Raw genomic sequence first — 21,251 nt, forward strand, 5'->3', positions numbered from 1 at the left:
GATGCTGGAAGACTTACGCGCGAATAGCTGGAGCTTACGCCCCTGTTGCATGGTGCTGGCCTACCGTATCGCTCATTTTTGTTCCGTCTGGCGCAAAAAGAATGTGCTGAATAATCTGTGGGCTGCGCCGGTGCTGGTGCTGTATCGCGTAATCACGGAATGCCTGTTCGGGTATGAAATCCAGGCCGCCGCGACCATTGGTCGGCGGTTCACTATCCATCATGGTTACGCGGCAGTGATCAACAAACATGTCGTCGCCGGCGACGATTTTACCATTCGCCACGGCGTCACCATTGGCAATCGCGGCGCGGACAGCCTGGCTTGTCCGGTGATTGGTCACGGCGTTGAGCTGGGGGCGAATGTCATCCTGCTTGGCGATATTACTATCGGTAATCACGTCACGATTGGCGCGGGTAGCGTGGTGCTTGACAGTATTCCGGATCATGCGCTGGTGGTGGGAGAAAAAGCACGGGTGAAGGTCAGCACATGAATATTCTGCAATTTAATGTACGGCTGGCGGAAGGCGGCGCGGCGGGAGTGGCGTTGGATCTCCATCTGCGGGCGCAGCAAAAAGGGCTGACGTCACGTTTTGTCTATGGTTATGGCAAAGGCGGAAAAAAAAGCGTCAGCCACCACCGTTATCCGCAGGTGATAAAACAGACGCCGCGCGGCACGGCAATCGCCAATATCGCGCTATTTCGTTTCCTGAATCGCGATCTGTTTGGCAATCTCGACAATCTTTACCGCACGGTTATCCAGACATCCGGCCCGCTGGTGCTGCATTTTCATGTTCTCCACAGTTACTGGCTAAACCTGGCGGATATCGTGACGTTTTGCGAAAAAGTCAAAGCGCAAAAACCAGACGTCACGCTGGTCTGGACGCTGCACGATCACTGGAGCGTCACCGGGCGTTGCGCCTTCACCGACGGTTGCGAGGGCTGGAAAAGCGGCTGCCAAAAATGCCCGACCCTAAGCAATTATCCGCCAGTCAGGGTGGATCGGGCGCACCAGCTTATTGACGGCAAACGTCAGCGCTTTCGGGACATGCTGCGGCTGGGCTGCCAGTTTATTTCGCCGAGCCAGCATGTGGCCGAGGCCTTTAACAGCGTTTATGGCGCGGGACTCTGCCGGGTGATTAACAACGGTATCGATCTGGCGACCGAGGCGATTCTCGCGCAACTATCACCTGTGCCGCTGAATCCGGGCAAACCGCGGATCGCCATTGTGGCGCATGACTTGCGTTACGACGGCAAAACTGACCAGCGTCTGGTACACGACATGATGGCGCTGGGCGAAAAAATTGAACTGCATACCTTCGGTAAATTTTCGCCTTTTACCGGCCAAAACGTCGTTAATCACGGTTTTGAAACCGATAAGCGCAAATTAATGAGCGCGCTCAATGAGATGGATGCGCTGGTCTTTAGCTCGCGGGTCGATAACTATCCGCTGATCTTGTGTGAAGCGCTCTCGATCGGCGTACCGGTGCTCGCTACCCACAGCGAGGCGGCGCAGGAGGTGCTGGCGAAATCCGGCGGCCAGACCTTTGCCGCTACAGATGTACTGCGCCTGGCGCAGCGGCGTAAGCCAGAGATTGCTCAGGCGGTATTTGGCGCCACGCTGGACGCCTTTCGTATGCGTAGCCGCGTCGCGTACAGCGGTCAACAGATGCTGGAGGAGTATGTCTCGTTCTATCAGAATCTGTAGCTATCTGCTGCTGCCGCTGATCTACCTACTGGTCAATGTCAAGATTGCCCAACTGGGGGAAAGCTTTCCCATTACCATCGTCACTTTTTTACCGCTGTTGCTGCTGTTATTTGTGGAACGCATTAGCGTAAAAAAATTGATGATCGCCTTAGGCATCGGCGCGGGGCTTACGGCATTTAACTTCCTGTTCGGCCAGTCGCTGAATGCCGGTAAATATGTCACGTCCACGATGCTGTTTGTCTATATTGTGGTCATTATCGGGATGGTCTGGAGTATCCGATTCAAAACCATTTCCGCGCATAACCACCGAAAGATTTTGCGTTTTTTTTATCTGGTGGTGGGTATAGTGGTCGCGCTCGCCGCGGTTGAGATGGCGCAAATTATCCTTACCGGCGGCAGCAGTATTATGGAAGGAATTTCGAAATATCTCATTTACAGTAATAGCTACGTACTGAACTTCATAAAATTTGGCGGTAAGCGTACCACTGCGCTTTATTTTGAACCGGCATTTTTCGCTTTGGCACTAATCTCAATTTGGCTGAGCATCAAACAGTTTGGTATCAAAACACCGAAAAGCGATGCTATGATTCTGGCAGGGATAATATTATCAGGATCATTTTCAGGGGTAATGACCTTTATCCTGTTTTACCTTCTGGAGTGGGCGTTCCAATATTTGAATAAGGATGCGATAAAGAAAAAACTTCCACTGGCGCTGGTCTCATTAACTCTGTTTTTGGTTGGGGTAATTATTGCATTTCCTTATATCGCGACACGACTTGGCGATTTAGGGACGGAAGGCTCATCTTCTTATTATCGTATTGTGGGCCCGTTAGTCATGGTCGGATATTCCTTGACCCATATTGATGGCGTAGTCAGATTTGGCTCACTTTATGAATATGTTGCATCATTCGGAATCTTTAACGGTGCGGATGTCGGGAAAACCATAGACAATGGATTGTATCTGCTGATTATTTATTTTTCCTGGTTCGCAGTGCTAATGACGCTGTGGTATATGGGGAAAGTTTTAAAAATGGCGCTAAATGCGTTTGGCGATAATCGTAATTTTCGGGTGCAGCTCTATCTTTTTACGCCGGTGTCGCTGTTTTTTACCGGTTCAATATTTAGCCCGGAATATGCTTTTTTAATCGTCTGTCCGTTCATTTTGCGCAAGGCGTTAAAAATTTCATAACGGGGTGGTGGCATGTTTTTAAGCGTCGTTACCGTCGCCTTTCGCAATTACGAAGGGGTGGTAAAAACCTGGCGCTCGCTGCGCAATCTGGCACGCGATCCGGGTCTGTCATTTGAATGGATCGTAGTGGACGGCGGTTCGGAGGACGGCACGCGCGAATTTCTGCAAAAACGTCACGGTGAGTTTAACCTGCGTTTTATCAGTGAAAAGGATCGCGGTATTTATGATGCCATGAACAAAGGCATTGCGCTGGCGCAGGGGCGCTATACCCTGTTTCTTAATTCCGGTGATGCGTTCCATGATGATGCCGCGCTGTTTGTCCGCCAACTGGCGCGACAAAAGGGCGAGGCGATGTATATTGGCGACGCGCTGCTGGATTTCGGCGGCGGGCATAAAATACGCCGGAAGGCTAAACCCGGGTATTATATCTACCATAGTTTGCCAGCCAGCCATCAGGCGATATTTTTCCCGACGGCAGCGTTAAAAAAGTATCCTTATGATCTGCAATATCATGTCTCTTCAGATTATGCGCTGGCGGCCCGTCTCTATAAAGCAGGCTATCCTTTTCGGCGAATTAACGGACTGGTATCTGAATTTTCGATGGGCGGCGTGTCAACCTCGAATAATCTGGAATTATGTCAGGATGCAAAAAACGTACAGCGAAAAATATTACGTGTGCCAGGGTTTTGGGCGCAATTATCCTATTTATTACGCCTGAAAACGACGGGTAAAACAAAAGCGCGGTATAACAAAGTCTAATCACCGGGAGTTATTATGCAGGATCTTAGCGGCTTTACGGTGCCGAAGGGGTTCCGCGGCGCTAATGCGCTAAAAGTACAATTATGGTGGGCGGTACAGGCGACATTATTCGCCGGGTCGCCGCAAATATTGTATCGCTGGCGAGCCTTTTTGCTGCGTCTGTTTGGCGCCAAAATTGGAAAGAATGTGGTTATTCGACCGTCAGTAAAAATTACCTATCCGTGGAAATTAACCGTCGGCGATTATGCCTGGGTAGGCGACGACGCTGTGTTATATACGTTGGGTGAAATTAATATTGGCGCACATGCGGTCATTTCACAAAAAGGGTATTTGTGTACCGGTAGCCATGATTATACCAGCGCCCATTTCGATATTAACGCTGCGCCGATTGTTATTGGCGAAAAATGTTGGCTGGCAACCGATGTTTTTGTCGCGCCCGGCGTGACGATAGGTCATGGCTCCGTCGTCGGCGCGCGCAGCAGCGTATTTAAATCATTACCGGCAAATGCGATTTGTCGGGGCAATCCCGCAGTGGTAACGCGCCAGCGCGTTCAGAAAGTTACTCCCTAACGGGACTATTTGAGGAAATGAAAATGTCAAAAGTCGCTCTCATTACTGGCGTAACCGGACAGGATGGGTCTTACCTGGCAGAATTTCTGCTGGAAAAAGGGTATGAGGTGCATGGTATCAAGCGCCGCGCGTCATCGTTTAATACCGAGCGCGTGGACCATATTTATCAGGACCCGCACAGCTGCAACCCGAAATTTCATCTGCATTATGGCGACCTGACCGACGCCTCCAACCTGACCCGCATTTTACAGGAAGTGCAGCCGGACGAGGTCTACAACCTGGGCGCAATGAGCCACGTGGCGGTGTCGTTTGAGTCGCCGGAATATACCGCCGATGTGGATGCGATGGGCACGCTGCGCCTGCTGGAGGCGATTCGCTTCCTCGGTCTTGAAAAGAAAACGCGTTTCTACCAGGCCTCCACCTCTGAACTGTACGGGCTGGTGCAGGAAATTCCGCAGAAAGAGACCACGCCGTTCTACCCGCGTTCCCCCTATGCGGTGGCGAAACTGTACGCCTACTGGATCACCGTCAACTACCGTGAATCCTACGGTATTTACGCCTGTAACGGCATTCTGTTTAACCACGAGTCCCCGCGTCGCGGCGAAACCTTCGTCACCCGTAAGATCACCCGCGCCATCGCCAATATCGCCCAGGGACTGGAGTCCTGCCTGTATCTCGGCAACATGGACTCGCTGCGCGACTGGGGTCATGCGAAAGATTACGTGCGGATGCAGTGGATGATGTTACAGCAGGAGCAGCCGGAAGATTTCGTGATTGCCACCGGCGTGCAGTATTCCGTACGCCAGTTTGTGGAGCTGGCGGCGGTGCAACTGGGGATAAAACTGCGCTTTGAAGGCGAAGGCATTAATGAGAAAGGGATCGTGGTATCCGTTACCGGACACGATGCGCCGGGCGTGAAACCGGGGGATGTGATTGTGGCCGTTGATCCGCGTTATTTCCGTCCGGCGGAAGTGGAAACCCTGCTGGGCGACCCGTCCAAAGCGCATGAGAAACTGGGCTGGAAACCGGAAATCACCCTGTCGGAGATGGTCTCCGAGATGGTGGCGAACGATCTGGAAGCCGCGAAAAAACACTCACTGCTGAAATCTCACGGTTACGAGGTGGCTATCGCGCTGGAGTCCTGAGAATGAATAAGCAACGAATTTTTGTGGCGGGCCATCGCGGGATGGTGGGCTCCGCCATTGTACGGCAGCTTGCGCAGCGCGGCGACGTGGAACTGGTACTGCGCACCCGCGATGAGCTGGATCTGCTCGACGGGCGTGCGGTACAGGCATTCTTTGCCAGGGCGGGTATCGACCAGGTTTATCTGGCGGCGGCGAAAGTGGGCGGCATTGTCGCCAACAACACGTATCCGGCGGATTTTATTTATGAAAACATGATGATAGAGAGCAACATTATTCACGCCGCGCACCTGCACAACGTGAACAAACTGCTGTTTCTCGGTTCGTCCTGTATCTATCCGAAACTGGCAAGGCAGCCGATGGCGGAAAGCGAGCTGCTGCAGGGAACGCTGGAGCCGACCAACGAGCCGTATGCCATCGCCAAGATCGCCGGGATTAAACTGTGCGAGTCCTACAACCGGCAGTACGGTCGCGACTACCGTTCGGTGATGCCAACCAACCTGTACGGCCCGCATGACAATTTCCATCCGGACAATTCACATGTGATCCCGGCGCTGCTGCGCCGCTTTCATGAGGCTGCGCAGAGCCACGCGCCGGAGGTGGTAGTGTGGGGCAGCGGCACGCCGATGCGCGAATTTCTGCACGTTGACGATATGGCGGCGGCCAGTATTCACGTGATGGAGCTGGCGCGCGAAGTGTGGCAGGAGAACACCGCCCCGATGCTGTCGCACATTAACGTCGGCACTGGCGTGGACTGCACTATCCGCGAACTGGCGCAGACTATCGCAAAGGTGGTGGGTTACCAGGGCCGGGTGGTGTTCGACGCCGCGAAGCCGGACGGCACGCCGCGTAAATTGCTCGACGTCACACGCCTGCATCAGCTTGGCTGGTATCACGAAATTTCACTGGAGGCAGGGCTTGCCGGTACTTACCAGTGGTTCCTTGAGAATCAGCAACGGTTCCGGGGGTGACAATGTTTTTACGTCAGGAAGATTTCGCCGCCGTGGTGCGGGCCACGCCCCTCATCTCCCTCGATTTCATCGTGGAAAACGGCCAAGGGGAAATTTTTCTGGGCCAGCGTCTCAACCGTCCGGCGCAGGGCTACTGGTTTGTGCCGGGGGGACGGGTGCGCAAAGACGAAACGCTGGAGGCCGCCTTTGCACGCCTGACGCAGGCGGAACTGGGCGTGCGCCTGCCGCTGGCGGCAGGGACGTTTTATGGCGTCTGGCAGCACTTCTATGACGACAACTTTTCCGGTGAGGATTTTTCAACTCACTACATCGTGCTCGGCTTTCGTCTGCGCGTGACGGAGAGCGATTTACGCCTGCCTGACGCGCAGCATGGCAGTTACCGCTGGCTGACGCCGGAACAGCTTCTGGCAAGCGACAATGTTCATGAGAACAGTCGGGCCTACTTCCTTCCTGACGCGCCGGCGGTGGGCCTATGAAGATCCTGGTCTATGGCATTAACTATTCGCCGGAACTGACCGGTATCGGCAAATATACCGGCGAAATGGTGGCGTGGATGGCGCAGGAAGGCCATGAGGTGCGGGTCATTACCGCGCCGCCGTACTACCCGCAGTGGAAGGTCGGCGAGCGCTATTCCGCCTGGCGCTATCGCTGGGAAGAGGGCGAGGCTACCGTCTGGCGCTGCCCGCTGTATGTGCCGAAACAGCCCTCCACCTTAAAACGGTTGCTTCATTTGGGGAGCTTTGCATTGAGCAGTTTTTTCCCACTGATGGCGCAGCGTCGCTGGAAGCCGGATCGGATTATCGGCGTTGTACCGACGCTCTTTTGTACGCCGGGAATGCGTCTGCTGGCGACACTCTCCGGCGCGCGTACCGTACTGCATATTCAGGATTACGAAGTGGATGCCATGCTTGGCTTAGGAATGGCGGGAAAAGGTAAGCGCGGCAGCGTAGCGCGGTTAGCAACGGCCTTTGAACGTAGCGCGCTGCGTAACGTTGATAATGTTTCGACCATTTCTCGCTCCATGATGAATAAAGCGCGGGAAAAGGGCGTCGCGGCGGAAAAAATCCTCTTTTTTCCGAACTGGTCGGAGGTGGCGCGCTTTCAGGACGTTAATGACGCTGACGTGACGGCTTTGCGTCAGCAGCTTGGCTTGCCAGAGGGCAAAAAAATTGTGCTTTATTCCGGCAATATCGGCGAAAAACAAGGGCTGGAAAAGGTAATTGACGCCGCGGAACGATTACGCGATCGACCGTTGATTTTCGCGATTGTCGGCCAGGGGGGCGGCAAGGCGCGGATGGAGAACATGGCCCGCGAACGCGGCCTGGCAAATATTAAATTCCTCCCGCTGCAGCCTTACGACGCCTTACCCGCGCTGCTGAAAATGGGCGACTGCCATCTGGTGGTGCAAAAGCGCGGCGCAGCGGATGCGGTACTGCCCTCCAAGCTGACTAACATTCTGGCGGTCGGCGGTAATGCGGTGATTACCGCTGAGCCGCACACCGAATTAGGACAACTTTGCGCGCGCTATCCGGGCATCGCCGTTTGCGTGGAACCGGAATCGACCGACGCGCTGGTCGACGGGATTAGCCAGGCGCTCGCCATGCCGAAAAACAACATGACGGCACGTGAATACGCCGAACGCACGCTCAATAAAGAGAACGTGCTACGCCAATTTATTGCAGATATTCGGGGATGATAATGCGTCAGACAAAACTTTACCCGGTTGTGATGGCCGGTGGCTCCGGTAGCCGATTGTGGCCGCTTTCTCGCGTGCTTTATCCAAAACAGTTTCTGTGCCTGAAAGGCGATCTCACCATGCTGCAAACCACCATTTGCCGTCTGAACGGCGTGGAGTGCGAAAGCCCGGTGGTTATCTGCAACGAACAGCACCGTTTTATCGTTGCCGAGCAGCTCCGCCAGCTCAATAAGCTGACGGAGAACATTATTCTTGAGCCCGCCGGGCGCAATACCGCGCCGGCGATTGCGTTGGCGGCGCTGGCGGCGACGCGCCAGCATACGGACTGCGATCCGCTGATGCTGGTACTGGCGGCGGATCATTCGATCGCCAATGAAGAGGCCTTCCGCGACGCGGTGCGCGGCGCCATGCCCTATGCCGACGCGGGCAAACTGGTGACCTTCGGTATCGTGCCGGATCTGCCGGAAACCGGCTATGGCTATATCCGGCGCGGTGATGTCGTGCCGGGCGCGACGGATGCGGTGGCTTTTGAGGTGGCGCAGTTCGTTGAGAAGCCGGGGCTGGAAACCGCTCAGGCCTACGTCGCCAGCGGCGATTACTACTGGAACAGCGGCATGTTTCTGTTCCGCGCCGGACGCTATCTGGAAGAGCTGAAAAAGTTCCGCCCCGATATTCTGGCCGCCTGTGAACAGGCGATGCGCGGCGTCGATCCGGATCTTGACTTCATTCGCGTGGATGAAGAGGCCTTCCTCGCCTGTCCGGAAGAGTCCATTGACTACGCGGTGATGGAGCGAACGGCGGACGCGGTGGTGATGCCGATGGACGCGGGCTGGAGCGATGTCGGCTCGTGGTCCTCGCTGTGGGAAATCAGCGCCCACACCCCGGAGGGAAACGTCCACCACGGCGACGTCATCAGCCATAAAACGGAAAACAGCTACGTTTACGCCGAATCCGGCCTGGTGACCACCGTCGGCGTGAAGGATCTGGTGGTAGTGCAGACCAAAGACGCCGTGCTGATTGCCGATCGCCACGCGGTGCAGGACGTGAAAAAGGTGGTGGAGAAGATCAAGGCCGACGGACGCCATGAGCACCACATGCACCGCGAGGTTTACCGTCCGTGGGGCAAATACGACTCCATCGACGCGGGCGAGCGCTATCAGGTGAAGCGTATTACCGTCAAGCCGGGGGAAGGACTGTCGGTGCAGATGCACCATCACCGCGCCGAGCACTGGGTGGTGGTGGCGGGGACCGCCAGAGTCACCATCAACGGCGAGGTTAAGCTGCTCGGTGAAAACGAGTCCATCTATATTCCGCTGGGGGCGACCCACTGCCTGGAAAATCCGGGAAAAATACCGCTCGATTTAATTGAAGTGCGTTCCGGCTCGTATCTCGAAGAGGACGACGTGGTGCGGTTCGAGGATCGTTACGGGCGGGTCTGACGCCTGCAACGGTGCCCGGTAAGCGCAACGCGCCATCCGGCAATGAATAACAATAACGATGTTGGCCATTTACGGTCAGGGCTAACTGTTGCCTGAAGAAGGGTAAGAACATGACAAAATTAACCTGTTTCAAGGCCTACGACATTCGCGGCAGGCTGGGCGAAGAACTCAATGAAGATATCGCGTGGCGGATTGGCCGCGCCTACGGCGAATATTTAAAACCGAAAACCATCGTGCTGGGCGGCGACGTGCGCCTGACCAGCGAGGCGCTGAAGATGGCGCTGGCAAAAGGGTTACAGGACGCGGGCGTCGACGTGCTGGATATCGGTATGTCCGGCACCGAAGAGATTTACTTCGCCACCTTCCACCTCGGCGTGGACGGCGGTATTGAAGTGACCGCCAGCCATAACCCGATGGACTACAACGGTATGAAGCTGGTGCGCGAGGGCGCCCGCCCGATAAGCGGCGACACCGGTCTGCGCGACGTTCAGCGCCTGGCGGAAGCGGGCGACTTCCCGCCGGTCAACGACGCCACGCGCGGCAGCTACAGACAAATCAGCCTGCGCGACGCCTACATCGACCACCTGCTCGGCTACATCAGTGTTAACAATCTCACCCCGCTGAAGCTGGTGTTTAACGCCGGCAACGGCGCGGCGGGGCCGGTCATTGACGCCATTGAAGCGCGCCTGAAGGCGCTGGGCGCGCCGGTGGAGTTCATCAAAATCCACAACACCCCGGACGGCACCTTCCCGAACGGCATTCCCAACCCGTTGCTGCCGGAGTGTCGCGACGACACCCGCAAGGCCGTTATTGAACACGGGGCGGACATGGGCATCGCCTTTGACGGCGACTTCGACCGCTGCTTCCTGTTCGATGAGAAAGGGAAGTTTATCGAGGGGTACTACATCGTCGGGCTGCTGGCGGAAGCGTTTCTGGAAAAACACCCGGGGGCGAAGATTATCCACGACCCGCGCCTGACCTGGAACACCGAGGCAGTGGTGACGGCGGCGGGCGGGACGCCGGTGATGTCAAAAACCGGGCACGCCTTTATCAAGGAGCGGATGCGTACGGAGGATGCCATTTATGGCGGGGAAATGAGCGCGCATCACTATTTCCGTGATTTTGCCTACTGCGACAGCGGGATGATCCCGTGGCTGCTGGTGGCGGAGCTGGTATGCCTGAAGGGGCAGTCGCTGGGTGAACTGGTTCGCGACCGGATGGCGGCGTTCCCGGCGAGCGGGGAAATCAACAGCAGACTGGCGGAGCCGGCGGCGGCCATCGCGCGGGTGGAAGCGCACTTCGCGGAAGAGGCGCAGGCAGTGGACCGCACGGACGGCCTCAGCATGTCGTTCGCCGACTGGCGTTTCAGCCTGCGCTCGTCGAACACCGAACCGGTGGTGCGCCTGAATGTGGAATCACGCGGCGATATTCCGCTGATGGAAGCGCGAACACGCACTCTGCTGGCGCTGCTGAATCAGTAACGTCAGATCTCCCCTTACCGCCTGCGGGTAAGGGGCCAATCACAGGAACAACGATGACAAATCTAAAAAAGCGCGAACGAGCCAAAACCAATGCATCGTTAATCTCTATGGTGCAACGCTTTTCAGATATCACCATCATGTTTGGCGGGCTGTGGTTCATCTGTGAAGTCAGTGGACTGCCATTCCTGTACATGCACCTGTTGATGGCGCTGATTACGCTGGTTGTTTTTCAAATGCTGGGCGGGATGACCGATTTTTATCGCTCCTGGCGCGGCGTCAAAATGTCGACAGAGTTAACGCTGTTACTGCAAAACTGGACGCTGAGCCTGATCTTCAGCGCCGGTCTGGTGGCGTTTAATGATGACTTTGACAACCGCCTCGCCACCTGGCTGGCCTGGTATGCGCTGTCCAGCCTGGGCTTAGTGTTATGCCGTTCATTTATTCGTTTCGGCGCGGGCTGGCTACGCAATCGTGGTTATAACACTCGCCGGGTCGCCGTCGCCGGGGATTTGCCTGCGGGCCAGGCGTTGCTGGATAGCTTCCGTAATGAGCCGTGGCTGGGTTTTGAGGTGGTGGGCGTCTATCACGATCCTAAACCGGGCGGCGTCTCTGCTGACTGGGCCGGGAACTTCGAACAGTTAATTGACGATGCGAAAGCCTCGCGAATTCACAATGTTTATATCGCCATGTCAATGAGCGACGGCGCCATGGTGAAAAAACTGGTGCGCGAGCTGGCCGACACCACCTGCTCGGTGATCCTTATTCCCGATGTGTTCACCTTTAATATTCTCCACTCGCGCGTGGAGGAGATGAGCGGCGTTCCGGTCGTTCCGCTGTATGACACGCCGCTATCAGGGATTAACCGTCTGCTTAAACGGGCAGAAGATATCGTGCTGGCATCGCTGATTCTGCTGCTCATCTCACCGGTACTGTGCTGCATTGCGCTGGCGGTCAAATTGAGCTCGCCCGGGCCGGTGATTTTCCGTCAGACGCGCTACGGGATGGACGGCAAGCCGATCAAGGTCTGGAAGTTCCGCTCAATGAAGGTGATGGAGAACGATAAGGTCGTTACCCAGGCGACGCAAAACGATCCGCGCGTCACCCGGGTAGGTAACTTTTTGCGTCGTACCTCGCTGGATGAATTGCCGCAGTTTATCAACGTATTAACTGGCGGGATGTCCATCGTCGGTCCTCGCCCGCACGCGGTGGCGCATAACGAACAGTATCGTCAGTTGATTGAAGGTTACATGCTACGCCACAAGATGAAGCCGGGCATCACCGGCTGAGCGCAAATTAATGGCTGGCGCGGTGAGACCGATACGCTGGAGAAAATGGAAAAACGCGTGGAATTCGACCTAGAATACATCCGCGAATGGAGTATTTGGTTTGATATCAAAATTGTTTTTCTGACGATTTTTAAAGGGTTTGTTAATAAAGCGGCGTATTAAGAGCCTGACCCACAAGGCTATTTTACTTGCCATATTGAACCAGGGCAGTGCTCAATCTGGCTGCGCCAATGACGCCTTGTGAACAGGTTCTGGAGAAAAGAATGAGTTTACGACAAAAAACGATCAGCGGCGCTAAATGGTCGGCTATCGCCACGATAGTGATTATCGGTCTGGGGTTAATTCAGATGACGGTGCTGGCGCGGATCATCGACAACCACCAGTTTGGCCTGTTGACCGTCTCGCTGGTGATTATCGCGCTGGCCGACACGATCTCGGACTTTGGCATCGCGAACTCGATTATCCAGCGTAAAACGATTGGGCATCTGGAGCTGACCACGCTCTACTGGCTAAACGTTGGGCTTGGGATTGTGGTATTTGCGGTGGTCTTTTGGCTGAGCGATGCGATTGCCCATGTTTTGCATAACCCGGATCTTGCGCCGTTAATCAAAACGTTGTCGCTGGCGTTCAATAAGATCGGCATGATCGAAACGACCTCCGTGCTGGCGGGGTTCACCTTTACGGTGATTAGCGCCCATTACTGGCCGCTGGCGCTAACCGCGATTCTCGGCTATCTGGTGAACAGTGCAGTGCGGACGCTGCTCTTTGGTTACTTTGGCCGCAAGATTTACCGTCCGGGGCTGCATTTTTCGCTGGCATCGGTGTCCACGAACCTGCGTTTTGGCGCGTGGCTGACGGCGGACAGTATCGTCAATTACATCAACACGAATTTATCGACGCTGGTACTGGCGAGAATTCTCGGCGCAAGCGTCGCCGGGGGATATAACCTCGCGTACAACGTGGCTGTTGTGCCGCCGGCGAAGCTTAACCCCATCATTACTCGCGTGCTATTTCCGGCATTCGCCAAAATCCAGGACGATACCGAGAAGCTGCGCGTCAACTTCTATAAGTTGCTTTCCGTGGTGGGAATTATCAATTTTCCCGCGCTGTTGGGCCTGATGGTAGTGGCGAACAATTTTGTGCCGTTAGTGTTTGGCGAGAAGTGGAACAGCATTATCCCGATCCTGCAATTGCTGTGCGTGGTGGGGCTGTTGCGCTCGGTCGGCAACCCGATTGGTTCGCTGCTGATGGCGAAAGCGCGCGTGGATATCAGCTTTAAGTTCAACGTCTTTAAAACGTTTCTGTTTATCCCGGCAATTCTCATTGGCGGCCATCTGGCGGGGGCGATTGGCGTGACGCTGGGGTTCCTGGTGGTGCAAATCATCAACACCATTCTGAGCTATTTCGTGATGATTAAGCCGGTACTCGGCTCCAGCTATCGTCAGTATATTCTCAGCCTGTGGCTACCGTTTTATCTCTCATTGCCAACATTTATTACCAGCTACGGCGCAGGAAAGTTGGTCGACGGCTATTTACCGTTGTCAGGGGTATTCGCACTACAGGTTATGGTCGGTATTTTGAGTTTTATTTTAATGATTATTTTTTCACGCAATGCGCTGGTGATGGAAATAAAAAATCAGCTTGTTGGCAGTGCAAAACTGAAAAAGTTATTACGTGTCGGATGACGGGGATATAAGAGGCTATTTATGAAATTATTAATTTTAGGCAACCACACATGCGGCAACCGTGGTGATAGCGCCATTATGCGCGGTTTGCTTGATGCCATCCGTCAACAGGCGCCAGAGGCGGAGATGGATGTGATGAGCCGTTTCCCGGTGAGTTCCGCCTGGTTGCAGGGGCGCCCGATTATTGCCGACCCGCTGTATCAGTTAAGCCAGAAACAGCAGGCGGCGGCAGGGCTTAACGGTCGGGTGAAAAAAGTATTACGCCGTCGTTTTCAGCATAAAATTTTATTGTCTAAAGTCGCCCAGGAAGGATCGCTGCGTAATTTTGCTATCGCGCCGGAATTTGCCGAATTCGCGCAATTTATTGCGCAGTATGACGCCGTCATTCAGGTGGGTGGTTCAAACTATGTCGACTTATATGGTTTGACTCACTTTGAATATCCGCTGTGCGCGTTTATGGCGAACAAACCAATTTATATGGTGGGACATAGCGTCGGCCCTTTCCAGAACCCTGACTTTAACCAGCTCGCCAATTATGTTTTTGGCCGCACCAGTGCGCTGATCCTGCGTGAAACCGTCAGCCGCGATCTGGTGACCGCCGCGCAGATCGATACCCGGAAAGTGGAGCAGGGGGTGGATACCGCCTGGTTAGTCGAACGCCGTCACGACGAGTTTGTCGCCAGTTATGCTGTCCAGCACTGGCTGGACGTCACCGCGCGCCGCAAAACCGTCGCGATTACGTTGCGCGATCTGGAGCCGTTTGATAAACGCCTGGGCACCACTCAGCAGGCCTATGAGCAGGCTTTTGCCCAGGTCGTGAATCGCCTGATTGCGGACGGTTATTAGGTACTGGCGCTGTCGACCTGCACCAGTATCGATCGCTATAACCGCGATGACCGGATGGTTGCATTGCGGATGGCGAAGTATGTGAATGACTCAGAGCATTTCCATATCGCGATGGACGAACTCAATGACGTGGAAATCGGAAAGATCCTCGCATCCTGCGTACTTACCATCGGGACGCGCCTGCATTCCGCTATTATCTCCATGAATTTTGGCACGCCCGCTATCGCCATTAATTATGAACATAAATCCGCCGGGATTATGCAGCAGCTAGGCCTGGCGGAATTGGCTATCGATATCCGTCACTTGCTGAACGGTTCATTACAAAGCGTGGTGGCCGATACGCTCAATCAATTGCCTGCGCTAAAGGCAAAAGTGGCTAACGCCGTCACCGAGGAGCGGGCGAAAGGGTTCACGATGATCAAATCCGTTCTCGACAGAATTCGGGAGGAACAATGAAAGTCAGCTTTTTTCTGCTGAAATTTCCACTCTCATCGGAAACCTTTGTGCTGAATCAGATTACTGCGTTTATTGATATGGGCCATGAGGTGGAGATTGTCGCGTTACAAAAAGGCGATACCCAACATACTCACGCCGCCTGGGAGAAGTATGGCCTGGCGGCGAAAACCCGCTGGTTACAGGATGAGCCCCAGGGACTGCTGGCGAAACTGCGCTACCGGGCATGTAAAACGCTGCCGGGTCTGCATCGGGCGGCGACCTGGAAAGCGCTCAACTTTACCCGCTACGGCGATGAATCACGCAATTTGATCCTTTCCGCGATTTGCGCGCAGGCGGGCCAACCTTTTGTGGCGGATGTGTTCATCGCGCACTTTGGTCCGGCGGGCGTGACGGCGGCCAAACTACGCGAGCTGGGCGTGCTTCGCGGCAAAATTGCGACTATTTTCCACGGGATTGATATTTCCAGCCGCGAGGTGCTCAGTCGTTACACGCCGGAGTATCAGCAGTTGTTTCGTCGTGGCGATCTGATGCTGCCCATCAGCGACCTGTGGGCCGGTCGCCTGAAAAGTATGGGCTGTCCGCCGGAAAAGATTGCCGTTTCGCGCCTGACAGAAAAAAAAGGCCTGCATGTGGCGATTGAAGCCTGTCGGCAACTGAAAGCGCAGGGCGTGGCGTTTCGCTACCGCATTCTGGGGATTGGCCCGTGGGAACGTCGGCTGCGCACGCTCATTGAGCAGTATCAGTTAGAGGATGTCATTGAGATGCCGGGGTTTAAACCGAGCCATGAAGTGAAGGCGATGCTGGATGACGCCGATGTTTTTTTGCTGCCGTCGATTACCGGTACGGATGGCGATATGGAAGGTATTCCGGTAGCGCTGATGGAGGCGATGGCGGTGGGGATTCCCGTGGTGTCTACCGTGCATAGTGGTATTCCGGAACTGGTGGAGGCCGGCAAATCCGGCTGGCTGGTGCCGGAAAACGATGCGCAGGCGCTGGCGGCCCGACTCGCTGAGTTCAGCCGGATTGACCACGATACGCTGGGGTCGGTGATCACGCGCGCCCGTGAAAAAGTGGCGCAAGATTTTAATCAGCAGGCGATTAATCGCCAGTTAGCCAGCCTGCTACAAACCATATAAACGAGGTGGTATGCCCGCGACTAAATTCTCCCGACGTACCCTCCTGACGGCAGGTTCCGCGCTTGCTGTTCTTCCTTTTCTGCGCGCCTTGCCGGTACAGGCGCGTGAACCTCGCCAGACCGTCGATATTAAGGATTATCCGGCGGATGACGGTATCGCCTCGTTCAAACAGGCCTTCGCCGACGGGCAGACTGTGGTCGTGCCGTCAGGATGGGTGTGTGAAAATATCAATGCGGCGATAACGATTCCGGCGGGAAAAACGCTGCGGATACAGGGCGCGGTGCGTGGGAATGGCCGGGGACGGTTTATTTTGCTGGACGGGTGTCAGGTGGTGGGGGAGCAGGGCGGCAGTCTGCACAATGTGACGCTGGATGTTCGCGGGTCGGACTGTGTGATTAAAGGCGTGACGATGAGCGGCTTTGGCCCCGTCGCGCAAATTTTCATCGGCGGTAAGGAACCGCAGGTGATGCGTAATCTCATTATCGATGACATCACCGTTACCCACGCCAACTACGCCATTCTCCGCCAGGGATTTCATAACCAAATGGACGGCGCGCGGATTACGCATAGTCGCTTTAGCGATTTGCAGGGGGACGCCATTGAGTGGAATGTCGCGATTCATGACCGCGACATCCTGATTTCCGATCATGTCATCGAACGCATTGATTGTACCAATGGCAAAATCAACTGGGGGATCGGCATCGGGCTGGCGGGTAGCACCTATGACAATAGTTATCCTGAAGACCAGGCAGTAAAAAACTTTGTGGTGGCCAATATTACCGGATCTGATTGCCGACAACTGGTACACGTAGAAAATGGCAAACATTTCGTCATTCGCAATGTCAAAGCCAAAAACATCACGCCCGATTTCAGTAAAAATGCGGGTATTGATAACGCAACGATCGCCATTTATGGCTGTGATAATTTCGTCATTGATAATATTGATATGACGAATAGTGCCGGGATGCTCATCGGCTATGGCGTCGTTAAAGGAAAATACCTGTCAATTCCGCAAAACTTTAAATTAAACGCTATTCGGTTGGATAATCGCCAGGTTGCTTATAAATTACGCGGCATTCAAATTTCCTCCGGTAACGCCCCCTCATTTGTTGCCATCACCAATGTACGGATGACGCGTGCTACGCTGGAACTGCATAATCAACCGCAGCACCTCTTTTTGCGTAATATCAACGTGATGCAAACTTCAGCGATTGGCCCGGCGTTAAAAATGCATTTTGATTTGCGTAAAGATGTCCGTGGTCAATTTATGGCCCGCCAGGACACGCTGCTTTCCCTCGCTAATGTTCATGCCATCAATGAAAACGGGCAGAGTTCCGTGGATATCGACAGGATTAATCACCAAACCGTGAATGTCGAAGCAGTGAATTTTTCGCTGCCGAAGCGGGGAGGGTAAGTACCGCTATTTTTACGAAAATTCCTGGGAAAAAGTTGTTCATACTTAATGTTATGGTGCCGACTAAGACGTAATGTAGAGCGTGCCATCATTATCCCTGGCAGCAGAGTAATTCATGCTGGCGAAAACAAGCTAAAGAGCTATAATTCAGCAACCATTTTACAGGTGGAAGAAACAATGATGAATTTGAAAGCAGTTATACCGGTAGCGGGTTTGGGTATGCATATGTTGCCTGCCACCAAGGCAATCCCAAAAGAGATGCTACCGATCGTCGACAAACCGATGATTCAGTACATTGTCGATGAGATTGTGGCTGCAGGGATCAAAGAAATCGTGCTGGTGACTCACGCGTCTAAAAATGCCGTTGAGAACCACTTCGACACCTCTTATGAACTTGAATCGCTTCTTGAGCAGCGCGTTAAGCGTCAGCTTCTGGCGGAAGTGCAATCTATCTGCCCACCGGGCGTGACGATTATGAACGTTCGCCAGGCGCAGCCGTTAGGACTGGGGCACTCTATTCTGTGCGCGCGTCCGGTTGTGGGCGATAACCCTTTCATTGTGGTACTCCCGGATATTATTATTGATGATGCTACCGCCGATCCGCTGCGCTATAACCTTGCGGCGATGGTGGCGCGTTTCAATGAAACGGGTCGCAGCTAGGTGCTGGCAAAGCGCATGAAAGGTGATTTATCGGAGTATTCCGTTATCCAGACGAAAGAACCTCTGGATAATGAAGGCAAAGTCAGCCGGATTGTGGAGTTTATCGAAAAACCGGATCAGCCGCAGACGCTGGATTCCGATTTGATGGCGGTAGGCCGTTATGTACTTTCAGCCGACATCTGGGCGGAACTGGAAAGAACCGAACCGGGCGCCTGGGGCCGCATCCAGCTTACCGATGCGATTGCTGAACTGGCGAAAAAACAGTCGGTTGACGCGATGCTAATGACGGGCGACAGCTATGACTGCGGTAAAAAAATGGGCTACATGCAGGCATTTGTGAAGTACGGGCTGCGCAACCTGAAAGAAGGAGCGAAGTTCCGTAAGAGCATAGAGCAGCTTCTGCATGAATAAGTATTAACAACCGTGATAAATGGTTGGTGATAAACATAATAACGGCAGTGAACATTCGAAGCGGCAAGTTGGCTGAAACGAGTGTTGACTGCCGTTTTAGTTTTGTATAAAGGGCTTAAGTAACAAGGGGTTATCTGGAGCATTTTAATGCTGATTTTATAAGATTAATCCTTGTTTCCGGATGCAATTAATAAGATAATTAGCGTTTAAGTTTTAGTGAGCTTTGCCCTGCTGGGCGAGGTTTGTAACAAGTCGATATGTACGCAGTGCACTGGTAGCTGATGAGCCAGGGGCGGTAGCGTGTGTAACGACTTGAGCAATTAATTTTTATTGGCAAATTAAATACCACATTAAATACGCCTTATGGAATAGAAAAGTGAAGATACTTATTACTGGCGGGGCAGGTTTTATTGGATCAGCTGTTGTTCGCCATATTATTAAGAATACACAGGACACTGTAGTTAATATTGATAAATTAACCTACGCCGGTAATCTTGAATCCCTTTCTGATATTTCTGAAAGTAATCGCTACAATTTTGAACACGCGGATATTTGTGATTCCGCTGAAATAACGCGTATTTTTGAGCAGTACCAGCCGGACGCGGTGATGCATTTGGCTGCGGAAAGTCATGTGGACCGTTCGATTACCGGGCCGGCAGCATTTATTGAAACCAATATCGTCGGCACCTATGTACTTCTTGAAGTTGCGCGTAAATACTGGTCTGCGCTTGGCGAAGATAAAAAAAATAATTTTCGTTTTCATCATATTTCCACTGATGAAGTTTACGGCGATTTACCGCATCCTGATGAAGTTGAAAACAGCGTTACGTTGCCGTTATTTACTGAAACGACGGCATATGCGCCAAGTAGCCCCTATTCTGCGTCAAAAGCATCCAGCGATCATTTAGTCCGTGCCTGGCGGCGTACCTATGGTCTACCAACGATCGTTACCAATTGTTCTAATAACTATGGCCCTTATCACTTCCCTGAAAAACTGATTCCGTTGGTCATTTTGAACGCACTGGAAGGAAAGCCTTTGCCAATTTATGGCAAAGGGGATCAGATTCGCGATTGGCTATATGTAGAAGATCACGCTCGCGCGCTTCATATGGTAGTGACTGAAGGCAAGGCAGGGGAGACTTATAACATTGGTGGCCACAATGAGAAGAAAAATCTCGATGTGGTATTTACCATCTGTGATCTGCTGGATGAGATTGTACCCAAAGCGACTTCTTATCGTGAACAAATCACTTATGTCGCGGATCGTCCGGGCCATGATCGTCGTTATGCCATTGATGCAGGTAAAATTAGCCGTGAATTAGGCTGGAAACCGCTGGAGACCTTTGAAAGCGGTATTCGTAAAACAGTGGAATGGTACCTTGCAAATACTCAATGGGTAAACAATGTTAAAAGTGGGGCGTATCAGAGTTGGATAGAACAGAACTATGAAGGACGCCAGTAATGAATATCTTACTTTTTGGTAAGACAGGGCAAGTAGGCTGGGAGTTGCAACGTTCTCTGGCGCCAGTGGGGAATCTGATTGCCCTGGATGTCCATTCAAAAGAGTTTTGCGGTGATTTTAGTAATCCGAAAGGCGTTGCCGAAACCGTTCGTAAGCTTCGTCCCGATGTGATTGTTAACGCAGCAGCACATACTGCAGTAGATAAAGCAGAGTCTGAACCAGAACTGGCGCAGTTGCTTAACGCCACCAGTGTGGAAGCCATCGCTAAAGCGGCCAACGAAATTGGCGCATGGGTAGTGCATTATTCAACCGATTATGTATTTCCTGGTACCGGCGATATCCCATGGCAGGAAACGGACGCTACGTCGCCGCTGAATGTCTATGGCAAGACCAAACTAGCGGGAGAAAAGGCCCTGCAGGATAACTGCCCTAAATACCTAATCTTCCGCACCAGTTGGGTTTATGCAGGTAAGGGCAATAATTTCGCAAAGACAATGCTTCGTCTGGCGAAAGAGCGTCAGACACTTTCAGTCATCAACGATCAGTACGGTGCGCCAACCGGTGCGGAATTACTGGCTGACTGCACGGCTCATGCGATCCGTGTGGCATTAAATAAACCAGAAGTCGCAGGTCTTTACCATCTGGTTGCCGGGGGAACTACAACCTGGCATGACTACGCGGCGTTAGTCTTTGACGAGGCGCGCAAAGCAGGGATAACGCTTGCGCTGACTGAGCTTAATGCTGTGCCGACCAGCGCCTACCCGACGCCGGCGAGCAGACCTGGTAATTCGCGTCTCAATACTGAAAAGTTTCAGCGTAATTTTGGCCTTATTCTGCCGCAATGGGAATTAGGAGTTAAGCGTATGCTGACTGAAATGTTTACGACGACGACCATCTGATAAATTTAAATGCCCATAAGGGCATTTTCTATGAATGAGAAATGG

16 protein-coding genes and 3 pseudogenes are annotated in these 21,251 nt (G+C 53.4%); all 19 read left to right on the plus strand.

What is annotated here, in order from left to right; all coding sequences use genetic code 11:
- Position 1 precedes the first annotated feature (1 nt).
- Positions 2 to 490, plus strand: a complete 489-nt coding sequence (gene wcaB, locus J4685_RS18610; RefSeq protein ID WP_000888720.1) for a colanic acid biosynthesis acetyltransferase WcaB — start codon at positions 2 to 4, stop codon at positions 488 to 490.
- Positions 487 to 1,704, plus strand: coding sequence for a colanic acid biosynthesis glycosyltransferase WcaC (gene wcaC / locus J4685_RS18615; protein ID WP_001023853.1), 1,218 nt, complete (start codon positions 487 to 489; stop codon positions 1,702 to 1,704). Before wcaB ends, wcaC begins: the two co-directional genes overlap by 4 nt.
- Positions 1,679 to 2,893 carry a colanic acid polymerase WcaD gene (gene wcaD, locus J4685_RS18620; protein ID WP_000091392.1) on the plus strand — a complete coding sequence of 405 codons (1,215 nt, stop codon included), beginning with the start codon at positions 1,679 to 1,681 and terminating at the stop codon, positions 2,891 to 2,893. Before wcaC ends, wcaD begins: the two co-directional genes overlap by 26 nt.
- 12 nt (positions 2,894 to 2,905) lie before the next feature.
- Positions 2,906 to 3,652, plus strand: a complete 747-nt coding sequence (gene wcaE, locus J4685_RS18625) for a colanic acid biosynthesis glycosyltransferase WcaE (RefSeq protein ID WP_000480132.1) — start codon at positions 2,906 to 2,908, stop codon at positions 3,650 to 3,652.
- Between the two features lie 15 nt (positions 3,653 to 3,667).
- A complete protein-coding gene (gene wcaF, locus J4685_RS18630) occupies positions 3,668 to 4,222 on the plus strand; it encodes a colanic acid biosynthesis acetyltransferase WcaF (protein WP_001153602.1) in 555 nt (184 codons plus the stop codon).
- Between the two features lie 23 nt (positions 4,223 to 4,245).
- Positions 4,246 to 5,367: a GDP-mannose 4,6-dehydratase gene (gmd, locus tag J4685_RS18635; protein WP_000048163.1), complete on the plus strand. Its 1,122-nt coding sequence runs from the start codon at positions 4,246 to 4,248 to the stop codon at positions 5,365 to 5,367.
- A gap of 2 nt (positions 5,368 to 5,369) precedes the next feature.
- The gene (locus J4685_RS18640; RefSeq protein ID WP_001041709.1) at positions 5,370 to 6,335 is read left to right on the plus strand and encodes a GDP-L-fucose synthase family protein; all 966 of its coding nucleotides are present in this window, start codon (positions 5,370 to 5,372) and stop codon (positions 6,333 to 6,335) included.
- Between the two features lie 2 nt (positions 6,336 to 6,337).
- On the plus strand, positions 6,338 to 6,811 hold the full coding sequence (locus tag J4685_RS18645; protein WP_011233003.1) for a GDP-mannose mannosyl hydrolase: 474 nt from the start codon (positions 6,338 to 6,340) through the stop codon (positions 6,809 to 6,811).
- Entirely contained in the window at positions 6,808 to 8,031 is a 1,224-nt protein-coding gene (gene wcaI, locus J4685_RS18650) for a colanic acid biosynthesis fucosyltransferase WcaI (RefSeq protein ID WP_000699637.1), read from the plus strand. The genes J4685_RS18645 and wcaI overlap by 4 nt, the downstream gene beginning before the upstream one ends.
- Positions 8,028 to 9,470 carry a mannose-1-phosphate guanyltransferase gene (gene cpsB / locus J4685_RS18655; protein WP_000605956.1) on the plus strand — a complete coding sequence of 481 codons (1,443 nt, stop codon included), beginning with the start codon at positions 8,028 to 8,030 and terminating at the stop codon, positions 9,468 to 9,470. The genes wcaI and cpsB overlap by 4 nt, the downstream gene beginning before the upstream one ends.
- A 110-nt stretch (positions 9,471 to 9,580) precedes the next feature.
- Positions 9,581 to 10,951, plus strand: coding sequence for a colanic acid biosynthesis phosphomannomutase CpsG (cpsG, locus tag J4685_RS18660; protein ID WP_000164209.1), 1,371 nt, complete (start codon positions 9,581 to 9,583; stop codon positions 10,949 to 10,951).
- 53 nt (positions 10,952 to 11,004) lie between these two features.
- A pseudogene (gene wcaJ / locus J4685_RS18665) lies at positions 11,005 to 12,399 on the plus strand (undecaprenyl-phosphate glucose phosphotransferase).
- A gap of 101 nt (positions 12,400 to 12,500) precedes the next feature.
- Positions 12,501 to 13,922 carry a colanic acid undecaprenyl disphosphate flippase WzxC gene (wzxC, locus tag J4685_RS18670; RefSeq protein ID WP_016504780.1) on the plus strand — a complete coding sequence of 474 codons (1,422 nt, stop codon included), beginning with the start codon at positions 12,501 to 12,503 and terminating at the stop codon, positions 13,920 to 13,922.
- Between the two features lie 21 nt (positions 13,923 to 13,943).
- Positions 13,944 to 15,224 (plus strand): annotated as a pseudogene (wcaK, locus tag J4685_RS18675) (colanic acid biosynthesis pyruvyl transferase WcaK).
- Entirely contained in the window at positions 15,221 to 16,360 is a 1,140-nt protein-coding gene (locus J4685_RS18680; protein WP_000868501.1) for a glycosyltransferase, read from the plus strand. The pseudogene wcaK and the gene J4685_RS18680 overlap by 4 nt, the downstream one beginning before the upstream one ends.
- A gap of 10 nt (positions 16,361 to 16,370) precedes the next feature.
- Entirely contained in the window at positions 16,371 to 17,774 is a 1,404-nt protein-coding gene (gene wcaM, locus J4685_RS18685; protein WP_001111853.1) for a colanic acid biosynthesis protein WcaM, read from the plus strand.
- A 177-nt stretch (positions 17,775 to 17,951) separates the two neighbouring features.
- Positions 17,952 to 18,845: pseudogene (galF, locus tag J4685_RS18690) on the plus strand (GalU regulator GalF).
- 376 nt (positions 18,846 to 19,221) lie between these two features.
- Positions 19,222 to 20,307 (plus strand): dTDP-glucose 4,6-dehydratase, encoded by a 1,086-nt coding sequence (rfbB, locus tag J4685_RS18695; protein ID WP_000697846.1) that lies wholly within the window; start codon positions 19,222 to 19,224, stop codon positions 20,305 to 20,307.
- Positions 20,307 to 21,206 (plus strand): dTDP-4-dehydrorhamnose reductase, encoded by a 900-nt coding sequence (gene rfbD / locus J4685_RS18700; RefSeq protein WP_001023655.1) that lies wholly within the window; start codon positions 20,307 to 20,309, stop codon positions 21,204 to 21,206. The genes rfbB and rfbD overlap by 1 nt, the downstream gene beginning before the upstream one ends.
- The last annotated feature ends 45 nt before the right edge of the window (positions 21,207 to 21,251 follow it).

It is taken from the genome of Salmonella sp. 32100201201700099SM, assembly GCF_017572645.1.
Lineage (GTDB): Bacteria > Pseudomonadota > Gammaproteobacteria > Enterobacterales > Enterobacteriaceae > Salmonella > Salmonella enterica.

What these genes read in the sequence shown, in the direction of transcription:
- wcaE (WP_000480132.1), top strand. Translation starts at nt 2,906, where the DNA reads ATGTTTTTAAGCGTCGTTACCGTCGCCTTTCGCAATTACGAAGGGGTG.
- gmd (WP_000048163.1), top strand. Translation starts at nt 4,246, where the DNA reads ATGTCAAAAGTCGCTCTCATTACTGGCGTAACCGGACAGGATGGGTCT.
- J4685_RS18640 (WP_001041709.1), top strand. Translation starts at nt 5,370, where the DNA reads ATGAATAAGCAACGAATTTTTGTGGCGGGCCATCGCGGGATGGTGGGC.
- wcaC (WP_001023853.1), top strand. Translation starts at nt 487, where the DNA reads ATGAATATTCTGCAATTTAATGTACGGCTGGCGGAAGGCGGCGCGGCG.
- wzxC (WP_016504780.1), top strand. Translation starts at nt 12,501, where the DNA reads ATGAGTTTACGACAAAAAACGATCAGCGGCGCTAAATGGTCGGCTATC.
- wcaD (WP_000091392.1), top strand. Translation starts at nt 1,679, where the DNA reads ATGTCTCGTTCTATCAGAATCTGTAGCTATCTGCTGCTGCCGCTGATC.
- wcaM (WP_001111853.1), top strand. Translation starts at nt 16,371, where the DNA reads ATGCCCGCGACTAAATTCTCCCGACGTACCCTCCTGACGGCAGGTTCC.
- cpsB (WP_000605956.1), top strand. Translation starts at nt 8,028, where the DNA reads ATGATAATGCGTCAGACAAAACTTTACCCGGTTGTGATGGCCGGTGGC.
- cpsG (WP_000164209.1), top strand. Translation starts at nt 9,581, where the DNA reads ATGACAAAATTAACCTGTTTCAAGGCCTACGACATTCGCGGCAGGCTG.
- wcaI (WP_000699637.1), top strand. Translation starts at nt 6,808, where the DNA reads ATGAAGATCCTGGTCTATGGCATTAACTATTCGCCGGAACTGACCGGT.
- J4685_RS18645 (WP_011233003.1), top strand. Translation starts at nt 6,338, where the DNA reads ATGTTTTTACGTCAGGAAGATTTCGCCGCCGTGGTGCGGGCCACGCCC.
- wcaB (WP_000888720.1), top strand. Translation starts at nt 2, where the DNA reads ATGCTGGAAGACTTACGCGCGAATAGCTGGAGCTTACGCCCCTGTTGC.
- rfbD (WP_001023655.1), top strand. Translation starts at nt 20,307, where the DNA reads ATGAATATCTTACTTTTTGGTAAGACAGGGCAAGTAGGCTGGGAGTTG.
- J4685_RS18680 (WP_000868501.1), top strand. Translation starts at nt 15,221, where the DNA reads ATGAAAGTCAGCTTTTTTCTGCTGAAATTTCCACTCTCATCGGAAACC.
- wcaF (WP_001153602.1), top strand. Translation starts at nt 3,668, where the DNA reads ATGCAGGATCTTAGCGGCTTTACGGTGCCGAAGGGGTTCCGCGGCGCT.